The following is a 22,290-nucleotide window of genomic DNA, read 5'->3' as shown; positions in this document are numbered from 1 at the left end:
GGTTAATCCTTGTCTGTGATTTTCCTCTGCATTATGAGTCTGTGTTCACCCACACCTAGGTAGTGCTCAGCCTTTCTAACAACTTCGAAGCCGAGCTTTTCGTATACGCTGATTGCGGCAGCGTTGCTTGGGGCGACGCTTAGAAGGACACATGTCACCCCCTGCTCATCTAAACTACGCAAGCTATCGCTTAACAGTTTTGTGCCCACGCCACGACCTTGGCAACCTGGCTTTACTGCGGCGGACATCAACCATAGTGTATTGGCCTTTTCGGCCGGCGCGTACATGGCATACGCAAGGATGTCGTTGTTATCGCGACAAATAAACTGAGAACTTGGCCATTGATGTGCGGCTTGATAGAACAACAGTTCAGGGTAGGCGAGGTTATCGTAGAGCTGTTTTTCGATAGATACCACCTGTGCAATCGCGTGACGTTGGAAATTAAAGCGCTCAGTTTTTAGGCTCGAATTGGGCATATTGGCGACTCCTAGGATGCATCGATATCTTTGACTTGTAATTTAAGCCAGTTAAGTAGCGCGACGAGCGCAACGGAATAGCGACGCTTTTTACGATACTGCGCATACACAGCTACACTCCGTGACGACTCAGTTTTGCCCAAAGTGTGCCAGTTTGATAATGATGGATGTTGCGTCAGTTGTTCATCGACAATAGCCACACCTTGATATGTGTATGCCAAGTCGAGCGCCATGGTCGTATCGGCACATTGATTAATAGTCAGCGGGTGAGTGCGGCTTGTGTGCTGCTCTATCACTCGTTGATGCATGGGGTGGGCTTTATCGACAAACCACGTTGCCTGAGTCGAGTTACAATTTGCATCGGGGCTAATCGCGACATAACTCGGTTTATAGAGTGTGGTTTGCTGTATTTGCGTATCGCGTAAAAGGCTTTGGCTGATAAGCAGATCAATGTTTTCGTGTTGAATTTGACTCGCCCAGTCAGCTTGCTGCGCATCATTGACTTGCTCATCGCTACGAACAAAACTGAGTTGGATATGTGGGTAAATCGAGTGAAAATCAGCGAGGCGATCTTGTAACCAGTAACGAAGACGCTCAGAACTAATAGCCAGTGTAAGCCGGGTAATGTTATGATCAGCGGTTGAGCGGGCACGTTGTATGGTGTGATCTAACTCGCGAAAAATACTTTCGAGTGCAGGGGCAAGCTCTAATCCCGCCGGCGTTAGTGCATGAACACGGTTGTCGCGTTGAAATAACCGCATGCCTAACTGATTTTCGAGTGTCTGAATTTGTCGTGTGACAGCCGCTTGGGTGACGCCCAACTGCTGAGCGGCTTGTTTGAAGGTGCCTGCACGCGCCGCGACGTCAAACACGCGCAGAGCATTCAGCGATAAGTTTGATTTAGTGCTCATAGTTGACCAGTTTTATTTAATTTGAATTAACTAAAAGTTAACCTTAATTGCATGGAGGCGCAAGTCGTGTCTTATTGGGCTGAGTTTCTTACTATTGCCACCTATCATCTCCTCGCCGTTGCAAGTCCTGGTCCAGACTTCGCGGTGGTGACGCGTTATAGCTTATCTTACGGTCGTAAAGTCGGCGCGTTTGTCAGCTTGGGCGTAGCCGCAGGTATTATTTTGCATGTGACTTATTCACTGGTGGGTGTAGCCATTATTATTAAACAAACCCAGTGGTTATATGCAGCTATTTTGACAGCGGGTGCGCTCTATTTAGCCTACATGGGCGTGGGCGCATTGCAGTCAAAACCGAAACCTGCGCCCGACACCCATGAGCACGACCCGCAGCGTCCGTCTGAAAGACGCGCGTTTATGACAGGCTTTATAACTAATGGGCTGAATGTCAAAGCAACGTTGTTCTTTTTGACATTATTTACGGTGGTGATTAGCCCTGACACGCCATTTGCTTGGCAGTTAAGCTATGCCATTTATTTAATTCTCGCCACTGGCGTCTGGTTTTTGTTTCTGTCCCGAGTGCTGTCGTCGGAGCGCGTATTTAAACGCGTGTGGCGTTACATGCACTGGGTTGATCGACTAATGGGTGTGTTATTGATTGCGCTAGCTGTACATTTATTCATTGACGTACTCAGCGAACTGAAAATTATTGTTTAAGCCGATGAGTGCTGGGTGCGTAACCCAATGAATAGCGTTATAATTGAACCGATTTTTATGAGATGTAAGCGAGAGCTATGCTGTTATTTGTAGATGATTTGACCGTAATTGATTGTTCTTACCTATGTGCCGAGCGCGGCATCGTGGGCGAAAGCTGGATTGTAGATATTGAGCTCGATGGCTCACTTAATGAACAGTCGATGGTGCTTGATTTTGGTCGCGTGAAGAAGCAGATCAAAGCGATTATTGATCGGTCAGTTGATCATAAGCTACTGGTACCGAGCAGCCACGCATACACACGTGTCACACACTCTGATGACGACGAGTCTCACTGGGTTGACTTTATGCGTCCCGAAGGGCGCTCGATTCATCTATTTTGTCCCGCTGAAGCCTTTGCTTATATCGATGCGGAAAAAGTGGATGCACTGACCGTGACCGACTACTTACGCGCAGTAATAAAACGCGAATTGCCCGGTAACGTACAAGGATTGCGCTTGTCATTGCGCCCCGAAGCGATAGATGGCTTCTATTATCATTATACTCATGGGCTCAAAAAACATGACGGTAACTGCCAGCGTATCGCTCACGGTCACCGTTCAAAAATTCAAATTGCGTTGGATAATATTCGTCAACCAGTGCTCGAGAAACAATGGTCTGAGCGATGGGCTGATATTTACATTGGTTCAGAAGAAGACAAAGTAGAGATTAAACGGTTACAGCGGTCGGAATCGGCTAAGCAGCTGAGTGAAGCGACTCATGTGGGCTACAGTTATGTTGCTGATCAAGGCTTGTTTGAATTGATCGTACCTAAGAGTGAGAACGATTTTATTGATTCGGACTCTACGGTGGAGTGCATTGCAGAGTTTATTGCTGCAAAAATCAAACAAGACCATCCTGAGCAACGTGTACGGGTTCGAGCGTTCGAGGGAGTAGGCAAAGGAGCAATTGCTTATGCTTAACCGTTTCAAAGTGATTATCCCACTATTATCGATAGTGAGTATTGCGTTTGGCAGCGCAGCTAAAGCGACTCAGGAAGATATATCCGTGACCGATACGCCCGTGACATGGTACGGCGAGTTGACTCAGGGGGCGTTGCTGATCGGTCAAGTTGAGCCCAACTCACAGGTGATTTATCAAGGTGAGCGCCTTGATATCAGTGATGATGGTTACTTTGTTATTGGTTTTGGGCGCGATGCTGCGTTAAATCAAACCCTTGAAGTGGTTGAAGGCTCAGAAAAAACACCGATTAATCTGACTTTAAGCAAACGCGAATACAAGATTGATCGAGTTGAAGGTGTGCCGCAAAAAACTGTCACGCCGGATCCCGAGCAGGTTAAACGCGCCAAGGCTGAAGCAGCTAAAGTATGGCGTGCTCGCCAAACCGACTCGAAACGAATGGACTTTATGACACCGGTACGTAAGCCTGCGGAAGGGCGTATCAGTGGTGTTTATGGTTCACAGCGATTCTATAATGGTGAACCTCGCCGCCCTCATTATGGCGAAGATATTGCCGCACCGACTGGAACCCCCGTCTACGCGCCTTGGAGTGGTGTGGTGACGCTAGCAGAACCTGACTTGTTCTATTCAGGCGGCACGCTCATTATCGATCATGGATACCGTGTGAATACCACGTACCTGCATCTAAGCAAGCTCTCGGTTGAGGTCGGTGATACCATTCAGCAAGGTGAAAAGATTGGTGAAGTAGGCGCATCGGGTCGCGCCACGGGCCCACACCTTGATTGGCGCGTAAACTGGGGCAATGAGCGCCTCGATCCTGCATTATTACCCCAGCTATATCCTCTCGCAAATAACTAAAGGTTGGTTTTCAACCAATCATTAAGATACTCAGGCTGCGTGATAGAAAGCACGTAGCTTGTTTTCTTAGGTGCTTGCCAGGTCAGCTTTAATGTTCGTAACTCGTCTCGTCTAAAGGCGTGCACGGTAACACTGTCGCCCGGCTTGAAAGCATCTAATATTTCGTTGATGTTATCGCTAGTAACCTGAAGATGGTCGATGGCTATTAAGCGGTCATTGGCCGATAATCCTGCTTCATAAGCGCTTTCATCGTGGTACACCTGGGTTAGCTCCAATCCTTGAGGATGGTTTTTGTAACGCGCTCCTAAGGTCACTTTAGCGGACCTTTCGGGTAATTTGCCGTTACTTTGTAAGTCGTTAGCGGGCACGTGGCGTGCCACCTTCACGCCAAAGTTTTCTAGCAGCTCTGACACAGGCAGTTGCTCACGAGAATATAGAGCGTTATGAAGCATCTCGTTGACATCAAGTGCGGTGTAATGGCTTAAATACTCGAAAAATGTATGATCCTCCGTGCCTTCGCCGGTTTTACCGTACCGATGCCAAAAGTCATGCATTATTTGTTGTAAATCGAGTTGATGATCGCTTTGTAGACGAATGGTTAAGTCCAAACACAAAGCGATAAGAGCCCCTTTGGCATAGTAACTTACAATGCTATTGGGCGCGTTTTCATTCTGTTGGTAGAACTTGGTCCAAGCTAAGAAGCTCGATTCAGTCACAGATTGTTGATGCTGTCCGACACCGCGTTCAACCCGCGCCAAGGTGTTGCCCAGCAAACGTAAATAACGATCGGCAGAAATAATGCCTGCACGATGAAGCAGGTAATCATCAAAATATGAAGTCATGCCTTCGTAAAACCACAGTTGTTCTGTGTAGGTTTCTTGCTCCAGCGGGTAGGGGATGAAAGCTTTAGGCTTAAGCGTTTTAATGTTCCAGCTATGAAAATACTCATGGCAGCACAAGCTTAAAAACGTTTCGTAGTTATCGTCCACCTTAGTCTGCCCAGGCTTAATGAGGTCCTTGCGGCTGCACACCAGCGCAGTCGAGTTGTTATGCTCAAGCCCACCAAAACCATCGCCTACGACCATGGTTAAGAACGTATAGTGCTTAAAGGGTGCTGGATCGCCAAACATTTTTAGCTGATACTCACAAATACGCGCTAGGTCCGCGGTGATGCGCGAAGTATCGGCTTTGTGTCGGCCGCTCAGTACTAACGAGTGTTTAATACCATGGGCAATAAACTCTTCAATGGTCAGCTCACCGAGCAAGAATGGGTAATCAATTAATTTGTCGTAGTTTTCCGCTTCAAATTCACCCCAGCTGTGTGCATTTCCAGATACGCGCGGCATACCGGTTGCAACACGCCAATGCGCGACGCTATCGCTTGGCTCAAGGATCAATCGACAAGGATTCTGCTCTTGGCCAGCGACGGCCAGACAGAGTGATGTGTTATTGAAAAAGCCTTGTAGTTCGTCAAGATAAGCGCTACGAACCGAGAGATCGAAAGCATATACTTGATAACTTACTTGTACGGCGTGATCACAGGGTTCGAGGCGCCAGCGGTTTTTGCTAATTTGATCGAGCTTAATGGCACGTCCATCGTGTTCGGCATAAACGCCGATAATATGTTTGCTAAAATCGCGGATGAGATAGCTGCCGGGTATCCAATTCGGTAACCAGAGTTCTTGACCATCAGGATGCGGCTTTTCAATACGCAGAGTGACCTCAAATAAATGACCTTTGGGGTCAATTGGGTTAATGTAGTAATGGTTCAAACTCATACTCCTTTGCTTGACAGTCAATGACTTCTGGCGATTATATTAACATACTCGGTTTTATTGATAGGGGATTGCATGACAGCAAAAATCAAGCAGCTGACGGTGGGGCAAAAAGTAGAAATACAAATTTCCGGCCTCAATGTACCAGCGCGTTTCCAGACAGACTTTATAGGGGCTGTCATGGGTCGTTGGTTTATCGTCAATATGCCTGATTCTCGGCGCTACGGTGAATTAAGGGAACATCTCTATGAGGGTGTGCCGATTATCGTGCGCTTTGTGTTAGAAAACGAAAATGGTGAAATTTGCGCATTCAGAAGTGACATTGATTTTGTCGTCGCGCATCCAACTAAAATGCTGTTTTTAGATTGGCCCAAACAAGTTGAGAGTCGTGTGATAAGGCAAGGACGTCGTTTTGATGCCTATTTGCCTTGTACGGTTGAACGCCTATCAGAAGATAATAAAGTCGATGCTTCAGTGGAAGCAATTATCTTAGATGTATCGGAAACCGGTTGTAAGTTACGCTGCTTACTTGATGAGCAAGATACTGAAGACGAGCAAGACAAAGAGAAGGGTATCGAGTGGAAATCGGGCGATCGGGTCAACATTATCGTCAAGCAGAAGTCAGGAAACACCGTCAAATTGGGCAGTATTGTTAGGCAAGTGAAAGCATCTGATGATGAAGTCACTCTGGGTGTGCAGTTTAATAGCCAACAAAAAGAAGCCATCAATGGCCTGTTTGCGGGCAGTCTCGTTGATATTGACGCCTTATCGCGCTCGCAATCATGAGCTTGCGCTTGCACAGGTAAAAGGTTTAATACGTTGGTAAAAGCAATTCTAAGTAAATCTTGGTTTCCGAGCTCTGATCGCTGGTTTTGGTTACTGCAATTAGGCGGTTGGGCAGGCTATGCGCTGGTGAACTATATCGGCTCATTGATGCACGAGATGCGCGATATTTATGGTGTTGTCTTGATTTTAGGGGCGTACACTGGCTTTTTCATGACGCTGCCGCTGCGCTATTTTTACCAACGGGTATGGGAGTGGCATCCATTACTGTTAATGTTCGTGGTCATTTTAGCGAGTTACACAATTGCGTGTCTGTGGGCAGTAATAGATAACGCGACCTACTGGGAAATCTACAAATTCGGATTTACACCAGATAGCAAACTTGCTTACTTCAAAAATAACATCGCTAAATTTTATATCGTGTTGAGTTGGAGCGGTTTGTACTTTGGCATCAAGTATTACCGCATGCTACAAAGCGAAAAACAAAAAGCACTGATGGCGTCTTCAATGGCGCACCAGGCGCAACTTAAAATGCTGCGCTATCAACTCAATCCTCATTTTTTATTCAACAGCCTCAATGCGATCTCAACGCTGATCTTGGTCAAAGATACTGAAATCGCGAATAAGATGGTTAATCGATTAAGCCACTTCCTGCGCTTTTCCTTAGATAACGATCCGATTAAAAAAATCACGTTAAAGAAGGAAGTCGAGGCGCTGATGTTGTATCTCGACATCGAAAAAGTCCGCTTTGATGAACGGCTAGAGATTATTATTGATGTCAGCGATGAAGCTAAAAAGGCGTTGGTACCAAGTTTGCTGTTCCAGCCGTTAATCGAGAATGCGATTAAGTATGCGATTGCTAAAACTGAGGATCAGGGCGTATTATCGTTAACGGCTTATATTGAACGCGGCGAGTTAAAAGTACGTTTATGCGATAATGGGCCTAATGCGCCTGAACAGCCGGAATTATTAATGCGCAATGCAGGTGTGGGTTTAAAGAATACGCGTGAGCGATTATCAGCTTTGTATGGTAATGATTTCAGCTTCCGCATGACGAAAAATAAACCGCAAGGCTTATGCGTTGAGATTGTATTGCCTTATGAAACATTGGAGAGTGTATGAGTCGTAGTTTTACTGCTTACATCGTGGACGATGAATCGTTAGCACGTAAAGGACTAGCCATCCGATTGGAGTCATTCGACGAGATTAAGTTGATCGGTCATCAAGGCAATAGTCGTGAAGCCATTGCAGAAATTAGTGCGTTGAAGCCTGATATTGTATTTTTAGATATTCAGATGCCAGGCTTGAACGGATTTGAGGTGCTCAAGTCACTTCAACAGAGCATGCAGGTGTTACCTGCGATTGTGTTTGTGACAGCGTTCGATCAATACGCTATTCGCGCTTTTGAGGTCCGCGCATTGGATTACTTGTTAAAACCTGTTGACGAAGATCGCCTGACCGAAACAATTGAGCGGGTCAAGCAGGAGCTTGAGCCTAATGAGTTTGATGCAACACAGCAAAAGTTAGTGAATCTAGTTGCTGAGGTTACTGGCGAAGATTGCGATGTAATCCTCGAACGGCTCGCCAGTGGCGATGATGTCCCGATGAGTCGGTATCCGGAACATATTGCTATAAAAGACAGTGGTGAAATCACGCGGGTCCCCATCAATGCGATTGAATGGGTCGATGCGGCAGGGGATTATATGTGTATTCATGCCAGCGGTGAGACGTTTATTTTGCGTCGAACAATGAAGGAGCTTGAGAAAGAGCTTAACCCTAATTTATTTCAGCGTATCCACCGTTCTGCGATTGTGAACGTCAACCAAGTTGAGAAATTATGCACACGTCAAAACGGCGAATACCATATTTCACTCAAGAATGGTCAAAAATTAAAAGTCAGTCGTAGTTACAAAGATAGGATCAAACAACTGATATTAAATTAATGCGTCGAATCTATGCGGCAGTACTTGTTCTATCAATCTTATTAGTCGGATGTACGGCTCAGTTTGGTTATCGGTATCTCGACACCTTTATAGAGTGGCAACTCGATGATTATGTCGAGCTAACAGATGACCAGCAGGAACGTGCATCTGAAATCATTGATGAGCTCCATCAATGGCATGCTACGAAACAAATTCCCCAATACCGCGTCCGCCTTCAAAGTTTACGTCAGGCACTTGCCGAAGACACTGTAGACCGTGACTTGCTTGAGCAAATCGAGATGGACGCCTGGTATTTTTGGCAGCAAATAAAAGACCAAATTGCCACCCGTACAAATTTCCTCAACACGTTGTCGGATGCACAGAAGCAGCAACTAATAGTCTCAATGCAATCAAAAATTGATGAGCAGCGCGAAGAGGAGGCTGAGGAGGGCGATGACCTATTTGCCTCTTATGACCGTGTTAAACGTCGGCAGGAGTCCGTTGAGGAGCGCTTAGGCACTTTGACTGACGAACAACGGCAATTGATTAAAGCATGGGTGGCTGAATCCGAAGCGGTACCAAACGATTATGACTGGCTAGCCTACCGTAAACGCTGGCTTGACGCTTTCGAGAAGGCGTTATTACAGTCGCCTATCAAAGCGCAAAGAATCCAGTCATTAATCACCGATCCAGAACAAATGTTGTCCGACGAGCAGCGCGAAAACCGTCGAGCGAAAGCGGCTATTCGTCATCAATACCTCGCCAAATTAAGCGGGACTCTGAACCAAGATCAGCGCGATAGGTTAATTGAACAACTGGACGAATACATTGAGACGTGTCGAGATATTGAGGCACACTTTGGCGCTTAACCAAGCGTGTGCCTCACGAGCTTATTATTGAACCTCAATAACTTTGCAGGTATTACTTGAGCCTACGGTTTCCATTACGTCGCCATGGGTTAATACCACTAAGTCGCCTTTTGTCACATGACCTAAACCTTTGATGACACCAATAGCATCTAAAATTGGGTTTTCTGATTGAGTTGAGTCAAACTGAATAGGATATACGCCTCTATATAGTGCGCACTTGTGACGGCTACCTGAGTGACGTGACATGGAAAAAATGGGTAAGTGCGAGGTAATGCGCGACATTAACTTAGCAGTGAAGCCCGATTCGGTCAGTGCAATAATGGCTTTCACACCGGTCAAGTGAGTTGCAGCATACATCGCCGACATCGCTGCTGCTTCTGAAATACTCGAAAAATGTTCTTCTAAATCGTGATGCTTTAACTGAGCACTCGGGTGTGTCTCTGCACCCAAACAAATTTCTGCCATCGCTTTGACTGTTTCGACGGGGTGTTTACCGGCCGCAGTCTCAGCTGAAAGCATAACCGCATCGGTGCCATCAAGCACGGCATTGGCAACGTCCATAACTTCGGCACGGGTTGGCATCGGGTTTTCGATCATCGACTCCATCATTTGTGTCGCGGTAATCACTACTTTGTTTAATTGACGTGCACGACTGATGATGAGTTTCTGTTTACCCACAAGTTGGGCATCACCGATTTCAACACCTAAATCCCCCCGCGCAACCATGACTGCATCCGAAGCGCGAACAATATCGTCTAACGCGTGTTCTGAAGCAACGGCCTCAGCACGTTCGATTTTGGCACACAAGACACCATCGCCACCCGCTGCACGCAATAACTGGCGTGCCTCGTTAATGTCATCACCGCTGCGAGGAAACGACACTGCTAAGTAGTCAACGCCAATTTTTGCAGCCGTCTTAATATCTTCTAAATCTTTTTCAGTGAGTGCCTTAGCTGAAAGCCCACCACCGAGTCGGTTAATACCTTTATTATTGGATAATTGGCCACCTACAACGACAACGGTATGCACTGCAGTACCGTCGATATCAGTTACCTCTAAACGAATACGGCCGTCGTCCAACAACAAAATGTCACCGGGGGCTACATCTTGTGGAAGTGCTTTATAATCAAGTCCGACGATTTGCTCGTTTCCTGATTGGCTGTCGTACTCAGCATCGAGTGTGAACTTCTCACCCTGAGAAAGTGTGACTTTGTCGTTTTTGAAGCGTGCTACCCGTATCTTTGGTCCTTGTAAATCACCTAAGATGGCAACGTGTGCTTTTAATTCAGCGGATAGCTTACGAACCATTTCAGCGCGTTTGATGTGATCGTCCGCCGAACCATGAGAGAAGTTTAGACGTACTACATTAGCACCTGCTTGTATAAGTGACTTAAGAACACTGGGGTCATCAGTAGCAGGACCTAGGGTGGTAACGATCTTTGTACGACGCAACATGTAAAACTCCGAGCAGCTGAAAATGATTGAATCTTAAGTCTAACACAGTGTTTGTTAACAAAGTAAGACAGAACAGAGACATAGGTGAGTGATGAGTAATCAGCAAAACGACACTAATTGGAACGACCTGAGTGATGAACAATGGCGTGCGCGACTAACTCCTGAGCAATATCAGATTCTGCGTCAGCAGGGTACCGAAGCACCATTTAGTGGCGACTTTATTCAGGTGAATGAAAACGGCGAGTATCACTGCGCTGGCTGCGGACAATTATTGTTTACAGGCCAACAGCAGTTTGAAGGTCATTGTGGTTGGCCCAGCTTTGATGACGCGATTGATGGCGCCATCGAATATCGAGAGGACACAAGCCATGGCATGCAACGCGTTGAGATTGTATGTAGTCGATGCAAAGGCCATTTAGGTCATGTTTTTAACGATGGCCCCACAGCAACGGGGCAACGCTATTGCGTTAACTCGTTGGCGCTGACCAATCAGGGTAAAGATTAAATCGACCCTCTTCAATTAGGTCAATAATGTCTTCTGCCGAGTCGGCGAGCGTTTCTTTGCGCTCGTCCGATTGCGTGAAAATAGTGCCTAGTTGATCGGCCTGCAGCACTTCCGAGTTAAATTGGATTGCGACAAGCGCCCAAATATAAGCTTCATCAATGCGTTGATTGTTTAAATAATAGGTCACTAGTGATTCGGGGATCTCAACGTTAAAGCGTTGTTGCGGCTTATACAGTCGCAATGCTCGATATAAATATTCGAGCATTGTATGACTATCTTCTTTGGCGTAGTAAGTCGCCAATGCAAATTGTAATTCCGATGTTTGCATGATGGGTTGCCCCTCGAGCGCGAGTAAACGGTCAAGGGCATCATTATTACCTCGATTGGCCCAGTGCCAGTACATCAAAAGCGGGTGGTCGCTGCTCTTGGTCTGCTGAGCGAGTTTCTCGATGTTGCTCAAGCTCTTGATGTACGCCTCGATGCGGTGAGATTGCTTGGCTTTGAGCTTTCTATGCTCAATTGATGAAGCTAACTCGATACATTGAGAGTATGACTGTAAGTCTTTTAGTAAATAATATTGATGGGTAGGTGTCTCATCTGTTTTATTAGCATAGCGCGTTAAAATCAGCTGTCTCCGCTCCGCATTACACCAATTATCTTGGTTCAAGTCAGAACAGATATCGGGGTAGCCTTCACACGCCTCTCGCACAGTAATCGGTCGTTCTTCACAGCCTGAAAGCGTGACAACAATGGCAGCGATGGCTGCGCTTAATCCGATACTACGTGCATATGTCATTGATATTTTCCGCCATTTCAACGATTAACTAACAACTTCGCCAGCATAGGTTGGCTTATGAGTGCGCTTTTCAGTACAATACGCATCGAGATTTTTGAGCATATCATACCATGAGGACTTAGCTAATGAATGCTAACCAGCAGGACCCGACACTCTCAAGTTGGCAGGAGCGCCAAGAGTACGCAGAACTCATGCAACCATTAATCGGTAAACTATACCGTAATTTTGGTGTGGAGATTCTAGTTTATGGTCGTTCACTATTAAACGTCTCGACAATTAACATCATTAAAGCGCATCGTTTGATCCGTCGTTATGAAGGTCAAAAAGTGCGTTTACGCGAGAGCTTCCCGTTCTTAGAAGCCATGGCGAAAATGCAGATGGCTCCAGCACGCGTTGATTTAGGCAAACTCGCGTATGGTTATCACCACGGTGGTAAAGCAGACGGTTTGTCTATTGAAGATTATCTACGTCGTGAGCTAGCTGACGTAGTTGACGTTGATGACAGCATCGAACCGCGTGATGTTGTGCTATATGGCTTTGGACGCATCGGTCGTTTACTGGCACGGTTGTTAATTGAAAAAAACGGTGCAAACAACAAAATGCGCTTACGAGCGATTGTTGTTCGTGGTGGACGCGAAGGCGATCTAGAGAAGCGTGCGAGCTTGCTTCGTCGTGACTCGATTCATGGTCAGTTCAATGGCTCGATCACGATTGATAAAGAAACCAACAGCATCAAGGCTAACGGTACCTCTATCAAAGTGATTTACTCAGATGGTCCCGACCAGGTTGACTATACTCAGTATGGTATCGACAACGCGATTGTTATCGATAATACCGGTATCTGGAAAGATGAAGCCGGTTTGGGCTTGCACCTGAAATCGAAAGGCGTTGCAAAAGTACTACTCACTGCGCCTGCCAAAGGTGACATCAAGAATATCGTATTTGGTGTGAACGATAGCGATATTTTGGAAGATGACCGCATTCTTTCGGCGGCGAGCTGTACCACCAATGCGATTACCCCTGTACTCAAAGCAGTTAACGACGAGTACGGTATTCACAATGGTCACGTAGAGACTGTTCACTCGTATACTAACGACCAAAACTTGATTGATAACTATCACAAAGCTGAACGTCGTGGTCGTTCTGCACCATTAAACATGGTTATCACTTCAACCGGCGCCGCCAAAGCAGTTGCAAAAGCATTACCTGAACTTAAAGGTAAGTTAACCGGTAACGCGATTCGTGTGCCTACGCCTAACGTTTCAATGGCGATTATGAACCTGAATCTTGGCAAAGCCACTGATCGTGAAACACTTAATGAGTATCTACGTAAAACTGCGTTGCACTCATCTCTGGAAAGCCAAATTGACTACACGGCTTCAACGGAAATTGTATCAAGCGACTTGGTCGGTAGCCGTTATGCAGGTATCGTTGATTCGCAAGCGACTATTGTTGAAGATGACCGCGCTGTTTTGTACGTGTGGTATGACAACGAATTTGGCTACAGCTGTCAGGTTGTACGTGTTGCCGAGCATATGGCAGGTCTTAAAGTACCTAACTTGCCTCGCTAAACACATAAAAATAGAAAAAAGCGCCCGTGGTGGCGCTTTTTTCGTATACTGCTAAGCATTCGTTCTTAAAAATTATAAAGGAAACGCATGATACGTATAAATACGGCGTTTGATAGCGGCAACATTGACGTTATCGAAGCAAATTCAAGTGACAACATCCGTCTGACAATCCGTAAAGATCATCAGTCCGATTTTTATCAGTGGTTTCATTACAAGTTGTTTGCCGAAGTAGGCGAGGAACATGTGATGATCATTGAGAATGCAGGTAAATCAGCTTATCCCGATGGCTGGAAGGATTACCAAGCATTGGCGTCTTACGATCGCGATACCTGGTTTCGAGTACCTACAGAATATGATGGTGAGAAGCTGACGATTCGGCATACGCCAGAGCAAGAGTCAGTTTATTATGCTTATTTCGTGCCTTATTCATATGAGCGTCACTTAGATCTCATCCAGCAAGCGCAACAGTCGGTTGATTGCTATCACGAATTACTCGGCGAGACCATCGACGGCCGCGAGCTAAATCTCTTGATTATCGGCGAGCCGAGCGAAGAGAAAAACACCATATGGGTCACCGCACGTCAGCATCCAGGTGAGTCGATGGCTGAGTGGTTGATGGAAGGTCTATTGGGCCGTTTGCTTGACGACGAAGATGGCGTTGCGCGTAAGTTGCTCGATGAGAATGTGTTCTATGTCGTGCCTAATATGAACCCAGACGGTAGTGTTCGCGGCCATTTGCGTACTAACGCGGTAGGTACTAACCTAAATCGTGAGTGGGCTGAACCTTCGCTAGAGAAAAGCCCAGAAGTTTTTTATGTGCTCAAGCGCATGCAAGAAACCGGCGTTGATATGTTTTTAGATGTGCACGGTGATGAAGCACTGCCTTATAATTTTGTTGCTGGCTGTGAAGGTATTCCTTCGTATGATGAGCGCCATAAGCATCTGGAAGAAACGTTTAAAAATGCCTTGCTCGCAGCAACGCCTGAGTTTCAAGATGAGTTCGGTTACGAAAAAGATGAGCCTGGCAAAGCCAATATGACCGTTGCTTGCTCAGCTGTCGGCGAGCGTTTTAAATGTCTATCGTATACATTAGAAATGCCATTCAAAGACAATGCTGATTTGCCTGATGAGGATTTCGGCTGGTCTTCAACTCGTTGTCAACGTTTAGGCGAGGATGTGCTAACTGCTATATTGGCAGTATCGCCACTCCTGCGTAAGGTTTAACGTACGCGGTAAAAATAACAATAAATAAAGGGGATACACCTTGGAAACGCTGAATAATATTTTGTTATGGATTGATGGGTTTTTAGGCTCCGCGGCCTATTTCCCATTTCTTTTGTTGGGTGTGGGTTTATTCTTCACGCTCTATTTGGGCTTTCCTCAAGTACGCTATTTCCGTCACGCATGGCGCGTATTAAGTGGTAAGTTTGATAAAAAGGACTCACAAGGCGATACCAGTCACTTCCAAGCGCTCTCGACAGCGCTTTCTGGTACCGTGGGTACGGGTAACATTGGTGGTGTAGCGCTGGCTATCTTCTTAGGTGGCCCAGCCGCTATTTTCTGGATGTGGATGACTGCATTCATGGGTATGACCACCAAGTTTGTTGAGGTCACGTTATCGCACAAGTACCGCGTTAAAACTGAAGATGGCACCATGGCCGGTGGACCAATGTACTACATGGACCGTCGTTTGAACATGAAGTGGCTCGCGGTAATCTTTGCTATCGCAACCATTATCAGTTCCTTCGGCACCGGTAACATGCCACAAATCAATAATATCGCTCAATCGATGGAACAAACCTTTGAAATCGATCCGGTCATCACAGGTGCCGTACTCTCGATTTTATTGGCGATGGTTATTATCGGTGGCATTAAGCGTATCGCTGCAGTGACTTCGAAGATTGTGCCAATCATGGGTATTTTGTACGTGATTGGTTCATTAAGCGTTATCGCGTTTAACTTTGATAATATCGGCGAATCGTTCATCTCGATTTTCCGCGATGCTTTTACGGGCTCTGCGGCAGCGGGTGGCTTCTTGGGCGCAAGCTTCGCTTATGCTTTCAACCGAGGCGTTAACCGCGGCTTGTTCTCGAACGAAGCCGGTCAAGGTTCTGCACCGATTGCGCACGCGTCAGCTCGCGCAAAAGATCCCGTGTCTGAAGGTCTGGTATCTATTTTAGAGCCATTCTTGGATACCATTTTGATCTGTACACTGACAGGTCTTGTTATTCTATCGTCGGGCGTATGGACGCAAAAGTTTGAGAATAATTTTGCGCGCAGCGACCTCGACTTTATTGCAGGTCATTACGATGACACGGTAACGGCTGACCGGGAGAAGCTTTACGCTTACTTGAACCAAACTGATGACAACGAAATCGAACGTTACAACGGGATTGTTCGTGTCGAAGATGGTGTTGCTCAAACGAATGATCAGTTTACTATTCTTCACGCACGTTCGGTTGCTGAAGACGTGCGCTTTGTTGTTGCGGGTGAAGATGCCTACACCGGTACCGTAAAGGTTGAAAACGGCAATCTGATCAAGGACGATATTGAAGTTGTTGGTAAATCATTGGTTCACTCTGCGGCATTGACATCGCTTGCCTTTGCTAACGGTTATTTTGGTGACTTTGGACAATATATTATCCCAGTCACTTTATTATTGTTCGCGTTTTCGACCGCTATTGCGTGGTCTTACTACGGTGACCGTGCGGTTGTTTATTTGTTCGGACAAAAAGGCGTCATGCCTTATCGCATTCTATACGTGGCAGGTTTTTTCTGGGCGTCTTTTGCCGACACCACCTTAATTTGGACGGCATCGGCAGTCGCCATCGTGTTAATGACATTACCGAACTTGATTGGTATGTTGTTATTACACAAGGAAATGAAGAGTACGGTTAAGTCGTACTGGCAAGACTTTAATAAAGAACAAAAACGTAAATAGATATAACGTTTATGTTAAAAAGCGGGGCTTTTGCCTCGCTTTTTTTATTTAAACTTCATTTATTCGGGCTGTCCCTTGAATTTGGTGACAAAAGCCTTATATTGCTTGGTATATATCAGTAAAGGTGTTTGATATGGCATTAGTCAATTGCCCGTCGTGCGGCAAGCGTGTGTCTTCAAAAGCAAAAGATTGCCCTCATTGTCAGTTTGTATTCGCGGGTAATTCAAAAGAAGATATCGAGCGTGAAGCCGCTCGACTGCGTCAAGAAAAGTCGGATAAACTGGTTTCTCAGTCGATGTTAGCGCTATTGCTTTCAATCGCTGCCTTTGTCTATCTATTCTTCCAACAACCCCTCGCTAATAGTTGGCAGCGGAGCACTGCGCTTTTAGTTATTGGTATTGGACTCGTGTGGTTTGTTATAAATCGCGTACGTCTTATTATGCTGAAGAGAAAGCGGTAGAGTACAGCATGCAATTTGAAGACCTCATTAATAGTATGAGCCAGGCGACCTATGAACGCTTGGTAAGCGCTGTCGAAACAGGCCGCTGGCCTGACGGTGCAAAATTGTCTGAAGAGCAGTTGGAGAACTCCCTGCAGTTAGTTATGGCGTATCAAGCGAAGTTTCTTGATAGCGATCAGCATTACACAGTGGGTAAAGACGGGCGTATCGTCACCAAGTCAAAGAGTGAACTAAAACGCCAATTTTCAGAGCAGGGTGGTGCAGACACCATCGCTCGCTTTGACCTTAAAGATGACGCGGAATAAGAGGTCGTATGCAAGCAGTATCAGTGCGTGATGATATCGTGACTCAATGCGAAGCCATCACAACCGGAGAATCCGATTTAATTGCTAATTTAGCGAATATTTCAGCACTTATTTTTGACCAGTTTGAAAATATTAACTGGGCTGGGTTTTACCTCACTCGAGGTAATCGCGAGCTCGTACTAGGGCCGTTTCAAGGCAAGGTTGCTTGTGTTCGGATTCCCTTCGGTCAAGGTGTCTGTGGTGTAGCAGCCGACTCGCAAACCCTGCAGCACGTGCACGATGTGCATGAGTTCAGTGGCCATATCGCCTGTGATGCCGCTTCAAACGCTGAGGTTGTAGCCCCTATTATTGTCGATGGTAAAACTGTCGGCGTACTCGATATTGATAGTCCTTCCGTAGGACGATTCAGCGCAGAAGACGCAGAGATGTTCGCGAGAATTGCGGCAATCTGTGCTACTTTTAATTGGAATCAAGCCTAATCCTATGTTTGCTGATTTTGATATCCAACTTTATTTGGTCAACTACGAAGACACTATTTTCTTTGAAGGCGAAGAAGAGGCCGCAGCTGACCAAATCAATGAAATGCTGCATTTAATTAATGATCAGCGCCTAGAAACCGATACCGTAGAGCAGCTCGAAGAAGCCGTGCGTCTCACGTTATATGAGTGGATCGAGGAGCCGCGGCTGCTTGAACTCGAATTCGATGATATGGACATGTTTGTTCGTACTGTTTTAGAAAACGTCCGTGAACAGGAAGAAGATTGGAATGAGTGAGTCTGAAAAACTGACGAAGAGTAAAGACGTCATTGCGTATTTGGCAGAGCAGTTTCCTAACTGTTTCAGCCTACAAGGTGATGCAAAGCCTTTAAAGATCGGCATTTTTGAAGATCTGGCAAAACGTCTCGAAGGTGACGAGAAGGTGAGCAAGACCCGTTTACGCACAGCGTTACGCCATTATACCAATAGTTGGCGTTACCTTCGTAGTGTTAAGGTCGGTAGCGAACGCATCGACTTAGACGGTAATGCCGTGGAGAAAGTACTCGATGAACATCAGCAACATGCGGCTGAATCGTTGAAAGAGTCGAAAGAGCGTGCTGCTGAACGTGCAAAACAGCGTAAAGCGGCAGATACAAAATCAGATGACGCACGTAATAAGCCTAAGAAGAAGGCTGCTCCGGTTAACAAGGCGAATAAAAAGCCTAAGCCTAGCCGGAAACCAGAGCCCAAGTTGAAAGATGTTGAACTAAACAGCCTTTCTGTCGGTCAACAGGTTCAGGTAAAAGCAGGAAACCGCCCCATGCCAGGTACCGTTGTAGAGGTCGACAAAACCGATGTTCAGGTGCAATTAGCCAACGGTTTGAGCATGAAAGTTAAAGCGGAAAATGTATTCGTAAAACAATAAGCGTCTGTCAGGAGTCGTCAATATGAAGTCAGGAATGTTTAAATTGAACGCGTTAGCTCTGTTAGTTTTAGCCCCTAGCGCGCTGGCGATTCCACCTACGCATGATATTTCTGAGCTACCCACGCTCGAGCAAGATAGTCAGCACGATACCGTGAGCGAGCGCGTGCTCGCCTATTTCACACGTTATCACTTCTCGCAACCCGAGTTGGACGATCAACTTTCGGAGCAGATCCATGAACGTTACCTAGAGATGCTCGATTTCAATAAAATGTTTTTATTGAAATCGGATGTAGCCGCATCGGAGGAATACGCTCGTTTGTTTGACGATATGCTTGAAAGCGGTGAACTCGAAATTGCTTACGATTTATATCAGACCAGTTTAGAGCGTCGTTTCCAACGGTATGTATATGCGCTCTCGCTACTCGATGAAGACAAGCCGATGAGCTTTGATAAAGAGGGCGAGAAGTATTACTACGACCGTGAAGAAGCCGATTGGGCGGAAGATGAAGACGCTCTAAATGAGTTATGGCAAAAACGCGTTAAATATGACGCACTTAACTTAAAGTTAGCGGGCAAAGAGTGGCCTGATATTGTTGAAACCTTAGGTAAACGCTACAACAGCGCACTTAACCGTCTAACAAACTCAAAAAGCGAAGATGCGTTTCAGGCAATTATGAATGCCTTTGCTCGCTCAATTGAGCCGCACACGAGCTATCTATCACCTGCTAACTCTGAGCGTTTCCAGCAAAATATGAACCTCGAACTTGAGGGCATTGGTGCTGTCTTACAGTCAGAATATGATTATACGGTAATCCGTAGCTTAGTCCCGGGTGGTCCCGCTGATAAAACGGGTGAGCTTTCACCTGAAGACAAGATCATCGCTGTAGGACAGGGTGTTGGCGATGACGCAGAGGATTTTGTTGACATCATCGGTATGCGTCTCGATGACGTTGTCGATATGATTAAAGGACCCAAAGGATCTTCTGTTCGTTTACAAGTGCTTGAAGCTTCCCAAGGTGTCGGTGGCACACCTAAAGTCGTTGAAATTGTCCGTGACAAAGTTAAGCTTGAAGACCGCGCGGCCAAAGCCCACGTTGAAGTGCCGGACGAGGGGCCTAATAAAGGTCGTAAAATGGGCGTTATCGAAATTCCCGGCTTTTATAACAACCTCACTGCAGACGTTAAAAAGTTACTTGATGACCTAAAAGCTAAGGATGTTGAAGGGATCGTTGTCGACCTACGCAGTAATGGTGGTGGCGCGCTTAACGAAGCCATTAGCTTAACCGGGTTGTTTATTGACCAAGGGCCTGTTGTTCAAGTGAGTGACGGACGCGGTCATGTCGAGGTCAGTAAAGACCGTGATGGCGTGACCTACTATGATGGTCCGCTAGTGGTCTTGGTTGACCGCTATAGTGCGTCGGCATCTGAGATTTTTGCCGCCGCGATGCAAGACTACAAACGCGCACTGATTGTCGGTGAAAATACGTTCGGTAAAGGCACTGTGCAACAGCATCGCGGCTTAAACCGTCGCTTCGATTTCTTTAGCGAACCGTTAGGTAGTGTGCAGTATACTATCGCTAAATTTTATCGCATCGATGGCGGTAGCACGCAATTAAAAGGTGTTGCACCGGATGTCACTTTACCTTCTTACATTGAAGCGTCGGAGTGGGGTGAAAGCCGCGAAGATAACGCTTTACCGTGGGATCAGATTAAGCCAGCGCAATATGATACTTTCAGTTATCTTGATAGCGCTGAAATTCAGTCGCTAAATAAGAATGCTCATCAGCGTTTAGAAAAAGATCCAGAGTTTGCGTATATTTTCAAAGATATTGAAGAGCTACGCAAAAATATGGAAAAGACGTGGGTTAGCTTAAACCTTGAAGAGCGTGAGAATGAGCAGGCAGCCGATAAGAATGAGCGACTGCAGCGCGTCAATGAACGTCTAAAACGTATGGGAATGGAGCCGGTTGAGTCGATTGACGACGTCGATGATGAGGTCTTGGAGATTGATCCTTACCTTGATGAAACCATCTCTATTGCGTTCGAGTTTATTGACGACGTCAAGTTGGCACAAAACGACTAAGCCAATGCTCATAGTACTGATTAAAAAACCGTCACTTTGTGGCGGTTTTTTTACGTATGCTTGGCAACCCATGCAGTTTGTGGTCAACTACCGCGTTATACTAAAAAAATGATCTAGAACAACAATGAAAAACACAGCATCAATTTCAAGTCGTTGGTCAAGTCGGTTGTCATTTATTCTGGCATCGTCCGCCGCAGCCGTGGGCCTCGGAAATATTTGGAAGTTTCCTTACGTAATGGGTGAAAACGGAGGCGGTGCCTTTGTTTTAGTCTACTTACTATGTATCGCCTTTATCGGTATTCCCATCATGATGGCGGAAGTCGTTATAGGCCGCCGCGGACGTCACTCTCCGGGCTACGCCGCCGAGCAAGTCGCAGTCGAATCAAAACGCAGTAAACATTGGCAAGTGGCAGGTTGGCTTGGCATGTTAACCGGCTTTTTGGTATTGAGCTTTTATGCCGTTATAGCCGGCTGGGCGCTCGATTACGTGTTTAAAGCAGGTAGTGGTGCATTTAATGGTGCATCAGCGGAGCAGGTCGGTGGGTTATTTAGCGGCATGCTGTCATCGGCTAACGAACTGATGTTGTGGCATACGCTGGTATTAGTGGGCGTTGTCATTGTTGTTGGTAAGGGCGTGAATAAGGGCTTAGAGCGCTCGGTACGGTTTTTACTTCCTGCCATGTTCGTCCTATTGGTTGCGTTGGCATTCTACGCCGGCAATATAGGCGCCTTTGGCGAAGCATTTGAGTTCATGTTCAAACCTGACTTCTCCAAGCTTTCGATTAATGGCGTCATGATCGCACTGGGACATTCGTTTTTTACGCTGGGTTTGGCTTCGGGCGTTGTCATTATGTATGGCGCTTACTTACCGAAAGAAACCTCAATAGTACAAACCAGTATTTGGATTGCCGTAATTGATACACTCGTCGCATTAATCGCTGGCTTAGCTATTTTTCCACTGGTATTCGGTTTTAACTTAACCCCCAGTGAGGGTCCCGGGTTAATCTTTACGACATTGCCATTGGCCTTTGGTCAGATGCCAGGCGGACAGTGGGTAGGGACTATTTTCTTTACTATGCTGGTGATTGCTGCATTTACATCGGCGATCGCGATGATTGAAGCTTCCGTTGCTTTCGTCTCAGAAAAATTCAACTTATCGCGTTGGCCCTCAACCATTATATCAGCCAGTGTATTATGGCTTTTAGGCCAATTAACGATTCATTCTTTTTCGGGCAGTTCGTGGGCACAACTCAGTACCGAGTGGTTAGGTAAACCATTGAACTCCATTTTCGACGTGATTGATTTACTCACATCGAGCCTATTGCTCCCTCTAGGAGGGTTGTTGTTAGCGATTTTAGCGGGTTGGGTTATGACGCGCGACAATGCTAAAGATGAGCTTGATACCAGTAAAACCATGTTCGATATTTGGCATCTGTGCCTTAAGTACGTCGCGCCGATTGCTATTATTATTATCTTTCTTCAACTTATTGGCATTATCGAGATCTAG

At 46.1% G+C, this 22,290-nt stretch carries 23 protein-coding genes; 18 read left to right on the top strand and 5 right to left on the bottom strand.

Translation table 11 applies throughout. From position 1 onward, the window contains the following. Positions 1–2 precede the first annotated feature (2 nt). Together BFR57_RS12580 and BFR57_RS12575 are read right to left on the bottom strand one after the other, a co-directional pair. Complete coding sequence (locus tag BFR57_RS12580; protein ID WP_071464326.1) at positions 3–476, bottom strand: N-acetyltransferase; 474 nt, start codon at positions 474–476, stop codon at positions 3–5. 11 nt (positions 477–487) lie between these two features. Next, the gene (locus BFR57_RS12575; RefSeq protein WP_071464325.1) at positions 488–1,387 is read right to left on the bottom strand and encodes a LysR family transcriptional regulator; all 900 of its coding nucleotides are present in this window, start codon (positions 1,385–1,387) and stop codon (positions 488–490) included. 66 nt (positions 1,388–1,453) lie between these two features. Between BFR57_RS12575 and BFR57_RS12570 the strand changes: the two genes are divergently transcribed. The 3 genes from BFR57_RS12570 (at position 1,454) to BFR57_RS12560 (ending at position 3,916) form a co-directional block, all read left to right on the top strand. Beyond that, entirely contained in the window at positions 1,454–2,101 is a 648-nt protein-coding gene (locus BFR57_RS12570) for a LysE family translocator (protein ID WP_083405150.1), read from the top strand. A 77-nt stretch (positions 2,102–2,178) separates the two neighbouring features. Then, positions 2,179–3,060 carry a 6-carboxytetrahydropterin synthase gene (locus BFR57_RS12565; protein WP_071464323.1) on the top strand — a complete coding sequence of 294 codons (882 nt, stop codon included), beginning with the start codon at positions 2,179–2,181 and terminating at the stop codon, positions 3,058–3,060. Next, entirely contained in the window at positions 3,053–3,916 is an 864-nt protein-coding gene (locus BFR57_RS12560; protein WP_071464322.1) for a M23 family metallopeptidase, read from the top strand. The genes BFR57_RS12565 and BFR57_RS12560 overlap by 8 nt, the downstream gene beginning before the upstream one ends. Here the strand turns inward: BFR57_RS12560 and BFR57_RS12555 are convergent. Further along, positions 3,913–5,694: a M61 family metallopeptidase gene (locus BFR57_RS12555; protein WP_071464321.1), complete on the bottom strand. Its 1,782-nt coding sequence runs from the start codon at positions 5,692–5,694 to the stop codon at positions 3,913–3,915. The two genes, BFR57_RS12560 and BFR57_RS12555, sit on opposite strands and share 4 nt — an antisense overlap. A gap of 72 nt (positions 5,695–5,766) precedes the next feature. Here BFR57_RS12555 and BFR57_RS12550 point away from each other — a divergent pair, with 72 nt between their 5' ends. Genes BFR57_RS12550 through BFR57_RS12535 form a run of 4 tightly spaced genes read left to right on the top strand, consistent with a single transcriptional unit; the run spans position 5,767 to position 9,265 of the window. Continuing rightward, positions 5,767–6,477: a flagellar brake protein gene (locus BFR57_RS12550; RefSeq protein ID WP_071464320.1), complete on the top strand. Its 711-nt coding sequence runs from the start codon at positions 5,767–5,769 to the stop codon at positions 6,475–6,477. Between the two features lie 33 nt (positions 6,478–6,510). After that, positions 6,511–7,596, top strand: a complete 1,086-nt coding sequence (locus BFR57_RS12545) for a sensor histidine kinase (RefSeq protein ID WP_083405148.1) — start codon at positions 6,511–6,513, stop codon at positions 7,594–7,596. Next, on the top strand, positions 7,593–8,417 hold the full coding sequence (locus BFR57_RS12540; protein WP_071464319.1) for a LytTR family DNA-binding domain-containing protein: 825 nt from the start codon (positions 7,593–7,595) through the stop codon (positions 8,415–8,417). Before BFR57_RS12545 ends, BFR57_RS12540 begins: the two co-directional genes overlap by 4 nt. Beyond that, positions 8,417–9,265 (top strand): DUF6279 family lipoprotein, encoded by an 849-nt coding sequence (locus BFR57_RS12535; protein WP_071464318.1) that lies wholly within the window; start codon positions 8,417–8,419, stop codon positions 9,263–9,265. Before BFR57_RS12540 ends, BFR57_RS12535 begins: the two co-directional genes overlap by 1 nt. 24 nt (positions 9,266–9,289) lie before the next feature. On the opposite strand, the gene pyk is transcribed toward BFR57_RS12535, so the two are convergent. Further along, positions 9,290–10,720: a pyruvate kinase gene (gene pyk / locus BFR57_RS12530; RefSeq protein ID WP_071464317.1), complete on the bottom strand. Its 1,431-nt coding sequence runs from the start codon at positions 10,718–10,720 to the stop codon at positions 9,290–9,292. 91 nt (positions 10,721–10,811) lie between these two features. Between pyk and msrB the strand changes: the two genes are divergently transcribed. Next, a complete protein-coding gene (msrB, locus tag BFR57_RS12525; RefSeq protein ID WP_071464316.1) occupies positions 10,812–11,225 on the top strand; it encodes a peptide-methionine (R)-S-oxide reductase MsrB in 414 nt (137 codons plus the stop codon). Here msrB and BFR57_RS12520 read toward each other — a convergent pair. Further along, the gene (locus tag BFR57_RS12520) at positions 11,188–12,021 is read right to left on the bottom strand and encodes a DUF2989 domain-containing protein (protein WP_071464315.1); all 834 of its coding nucleotides are present in this window, start codon (positions 12,019–12,021) and stop codon (positions 11,188–11,190) included. The genes msrB and BFR57_RS12520 overlap by 38 nt on opposite strands. Positions 12,022–12,146: 125 nt before the next feature. On the opposite strand from BFR57_RS12520, the gene BFR57_RS12515 reads away from it, so the two are divergent. The 10 genes from BFR57_RS12515 (at position 12,147) to BFR57_RS12470 (ending at position 22,290) form a co-directional block, all read left to right on the top strand. Then, complete coding sequence (locus tag BFR57_RS12515) at positions 12,147–13,592, top strand: glyceraldehyde-3-phosphate dehydrogenase (protein WP_071464314.1); 1,446 nt, start codon at positions 12,147–12,149, stop codon at positions 13,590–13,592. 90 nt (positions 13,593–13,682) lie between these two features. Continuing rightward, positions 13,683–14,816 (top strand): M14-type cytosolic carboxypeptidase, encoded by a 1,134-nt coding sequence (locus BFR57_RS12510; RefSeq protein ID WP_071464347.1) that lies wholly within the window; start codon positions 13,683–13,685, stop codon positions 14,814–14,816. A 40-nt stretch (positions 14,817–14,856) separates the two neighbouring features. Further along, positions 14,857–16,533 (top strand): sodium:alanine symporter family protein, encoded by a 1,677-nt coding sequence (locus BFR57_RS12505; RefSeq protein WP_071464313.1) that lies wholly within the window; start codon positions 14,857–14,859, stop codon positions 16,531–16,533. 133 nt (positions 16,534–16,666) lie between these two features. Then, entirely contained in the window at positions 16,667–16,993 is a 327-nt protein-coding gene (locus BFR57_RS12500; RefSeq protein WP_071464312.1) for a hypothetical protein, read from the top strand. A gap of 8 nt (positions 16,994–17,001) precedes the next feature. Beyond that, entirely contained in the window at positions 17,002–17,298 is a 297-nt protein-coding gene (locus BFR57_RS12495; RefSeq protein ID WP_071464311.1) for a DUF1315 family protein, read from the top strand. Between the two features lie 8 nt (positions 17,299–17,306). Further along, positions 17,307–17,777 (top strand): GAF domain-containing protein, encoded by a 471-nt coding sequence (locus tag BFR57_RS12490; RefSeq protein ID WP_071464310.1) that lies wholly within the window; start codon positions 17,307–17,309, stop codon positions 17,775–17,777. Positions 17,778–17,781: 4 nt separating this feature from the next. Continuing rightward, positions 17,782–18,072, top strand: a complete 291-nt coding sequence (locus BFR57_RS12485) for a hypothetical protein (protein WP_071464309.1) — start codon at positions 17,782–17,784, stop codon at positions 18,070–18,072. Next, positions 18,065–18,700, top strand: coding sequence for an RNA chaperone ProQ (gene proQ, locus BFR57_RS12480; protein WP_071464308.1), 636 nt, complete (start codon positions 18,065–18,067; stop codon positions 18,698–18,700). The genes BFR57_RS12485 and proQ overlap by 8 nt, the downstream gene beginning before the upstream one ends. A 22-nt stretch (positions 18,701–18,722) precedes the next feature. Next, on the top strand, positions 18,723–20,783 hold the full coding sequence (gene prc, locus BFR57_RS12475) for a carboxy terminal-processing peptidase (RefSeq protein WP_071464307.1): 2,061 nt from the start codon (positions 18,723–18,725) through the stop codon (positions 20,781–20,783). 124 nt (positions 20,784–20,907) lie between these two features. Beyond that, positions 20,908–22,290 carry a sodium-dependent transporter gene (locus tag BFR57_RS12470; protein ID WP_071464306.1) on the top strand — a complete coding sequence of 461 codons (1,383 nt, stop codon included), beginning with the start codon at positions 20,908–20,910 and terminating at the stop codon, positions 22,288–22,290.

Source organism: Idiomarina sp. MD25a (genome assembly GCF_001870515.1).
Taxonomy (GTDB): domain Bacteria; phylum Pseudomonadota; class Gammaproteobacteria; order Enterobacterales; family Alteromonadaceae; genus Idiomarina.
Note: the sequence above shows the minus strand (reverse complement) of the source record. Positions and strands in the feature narration are given on the sequence as shown.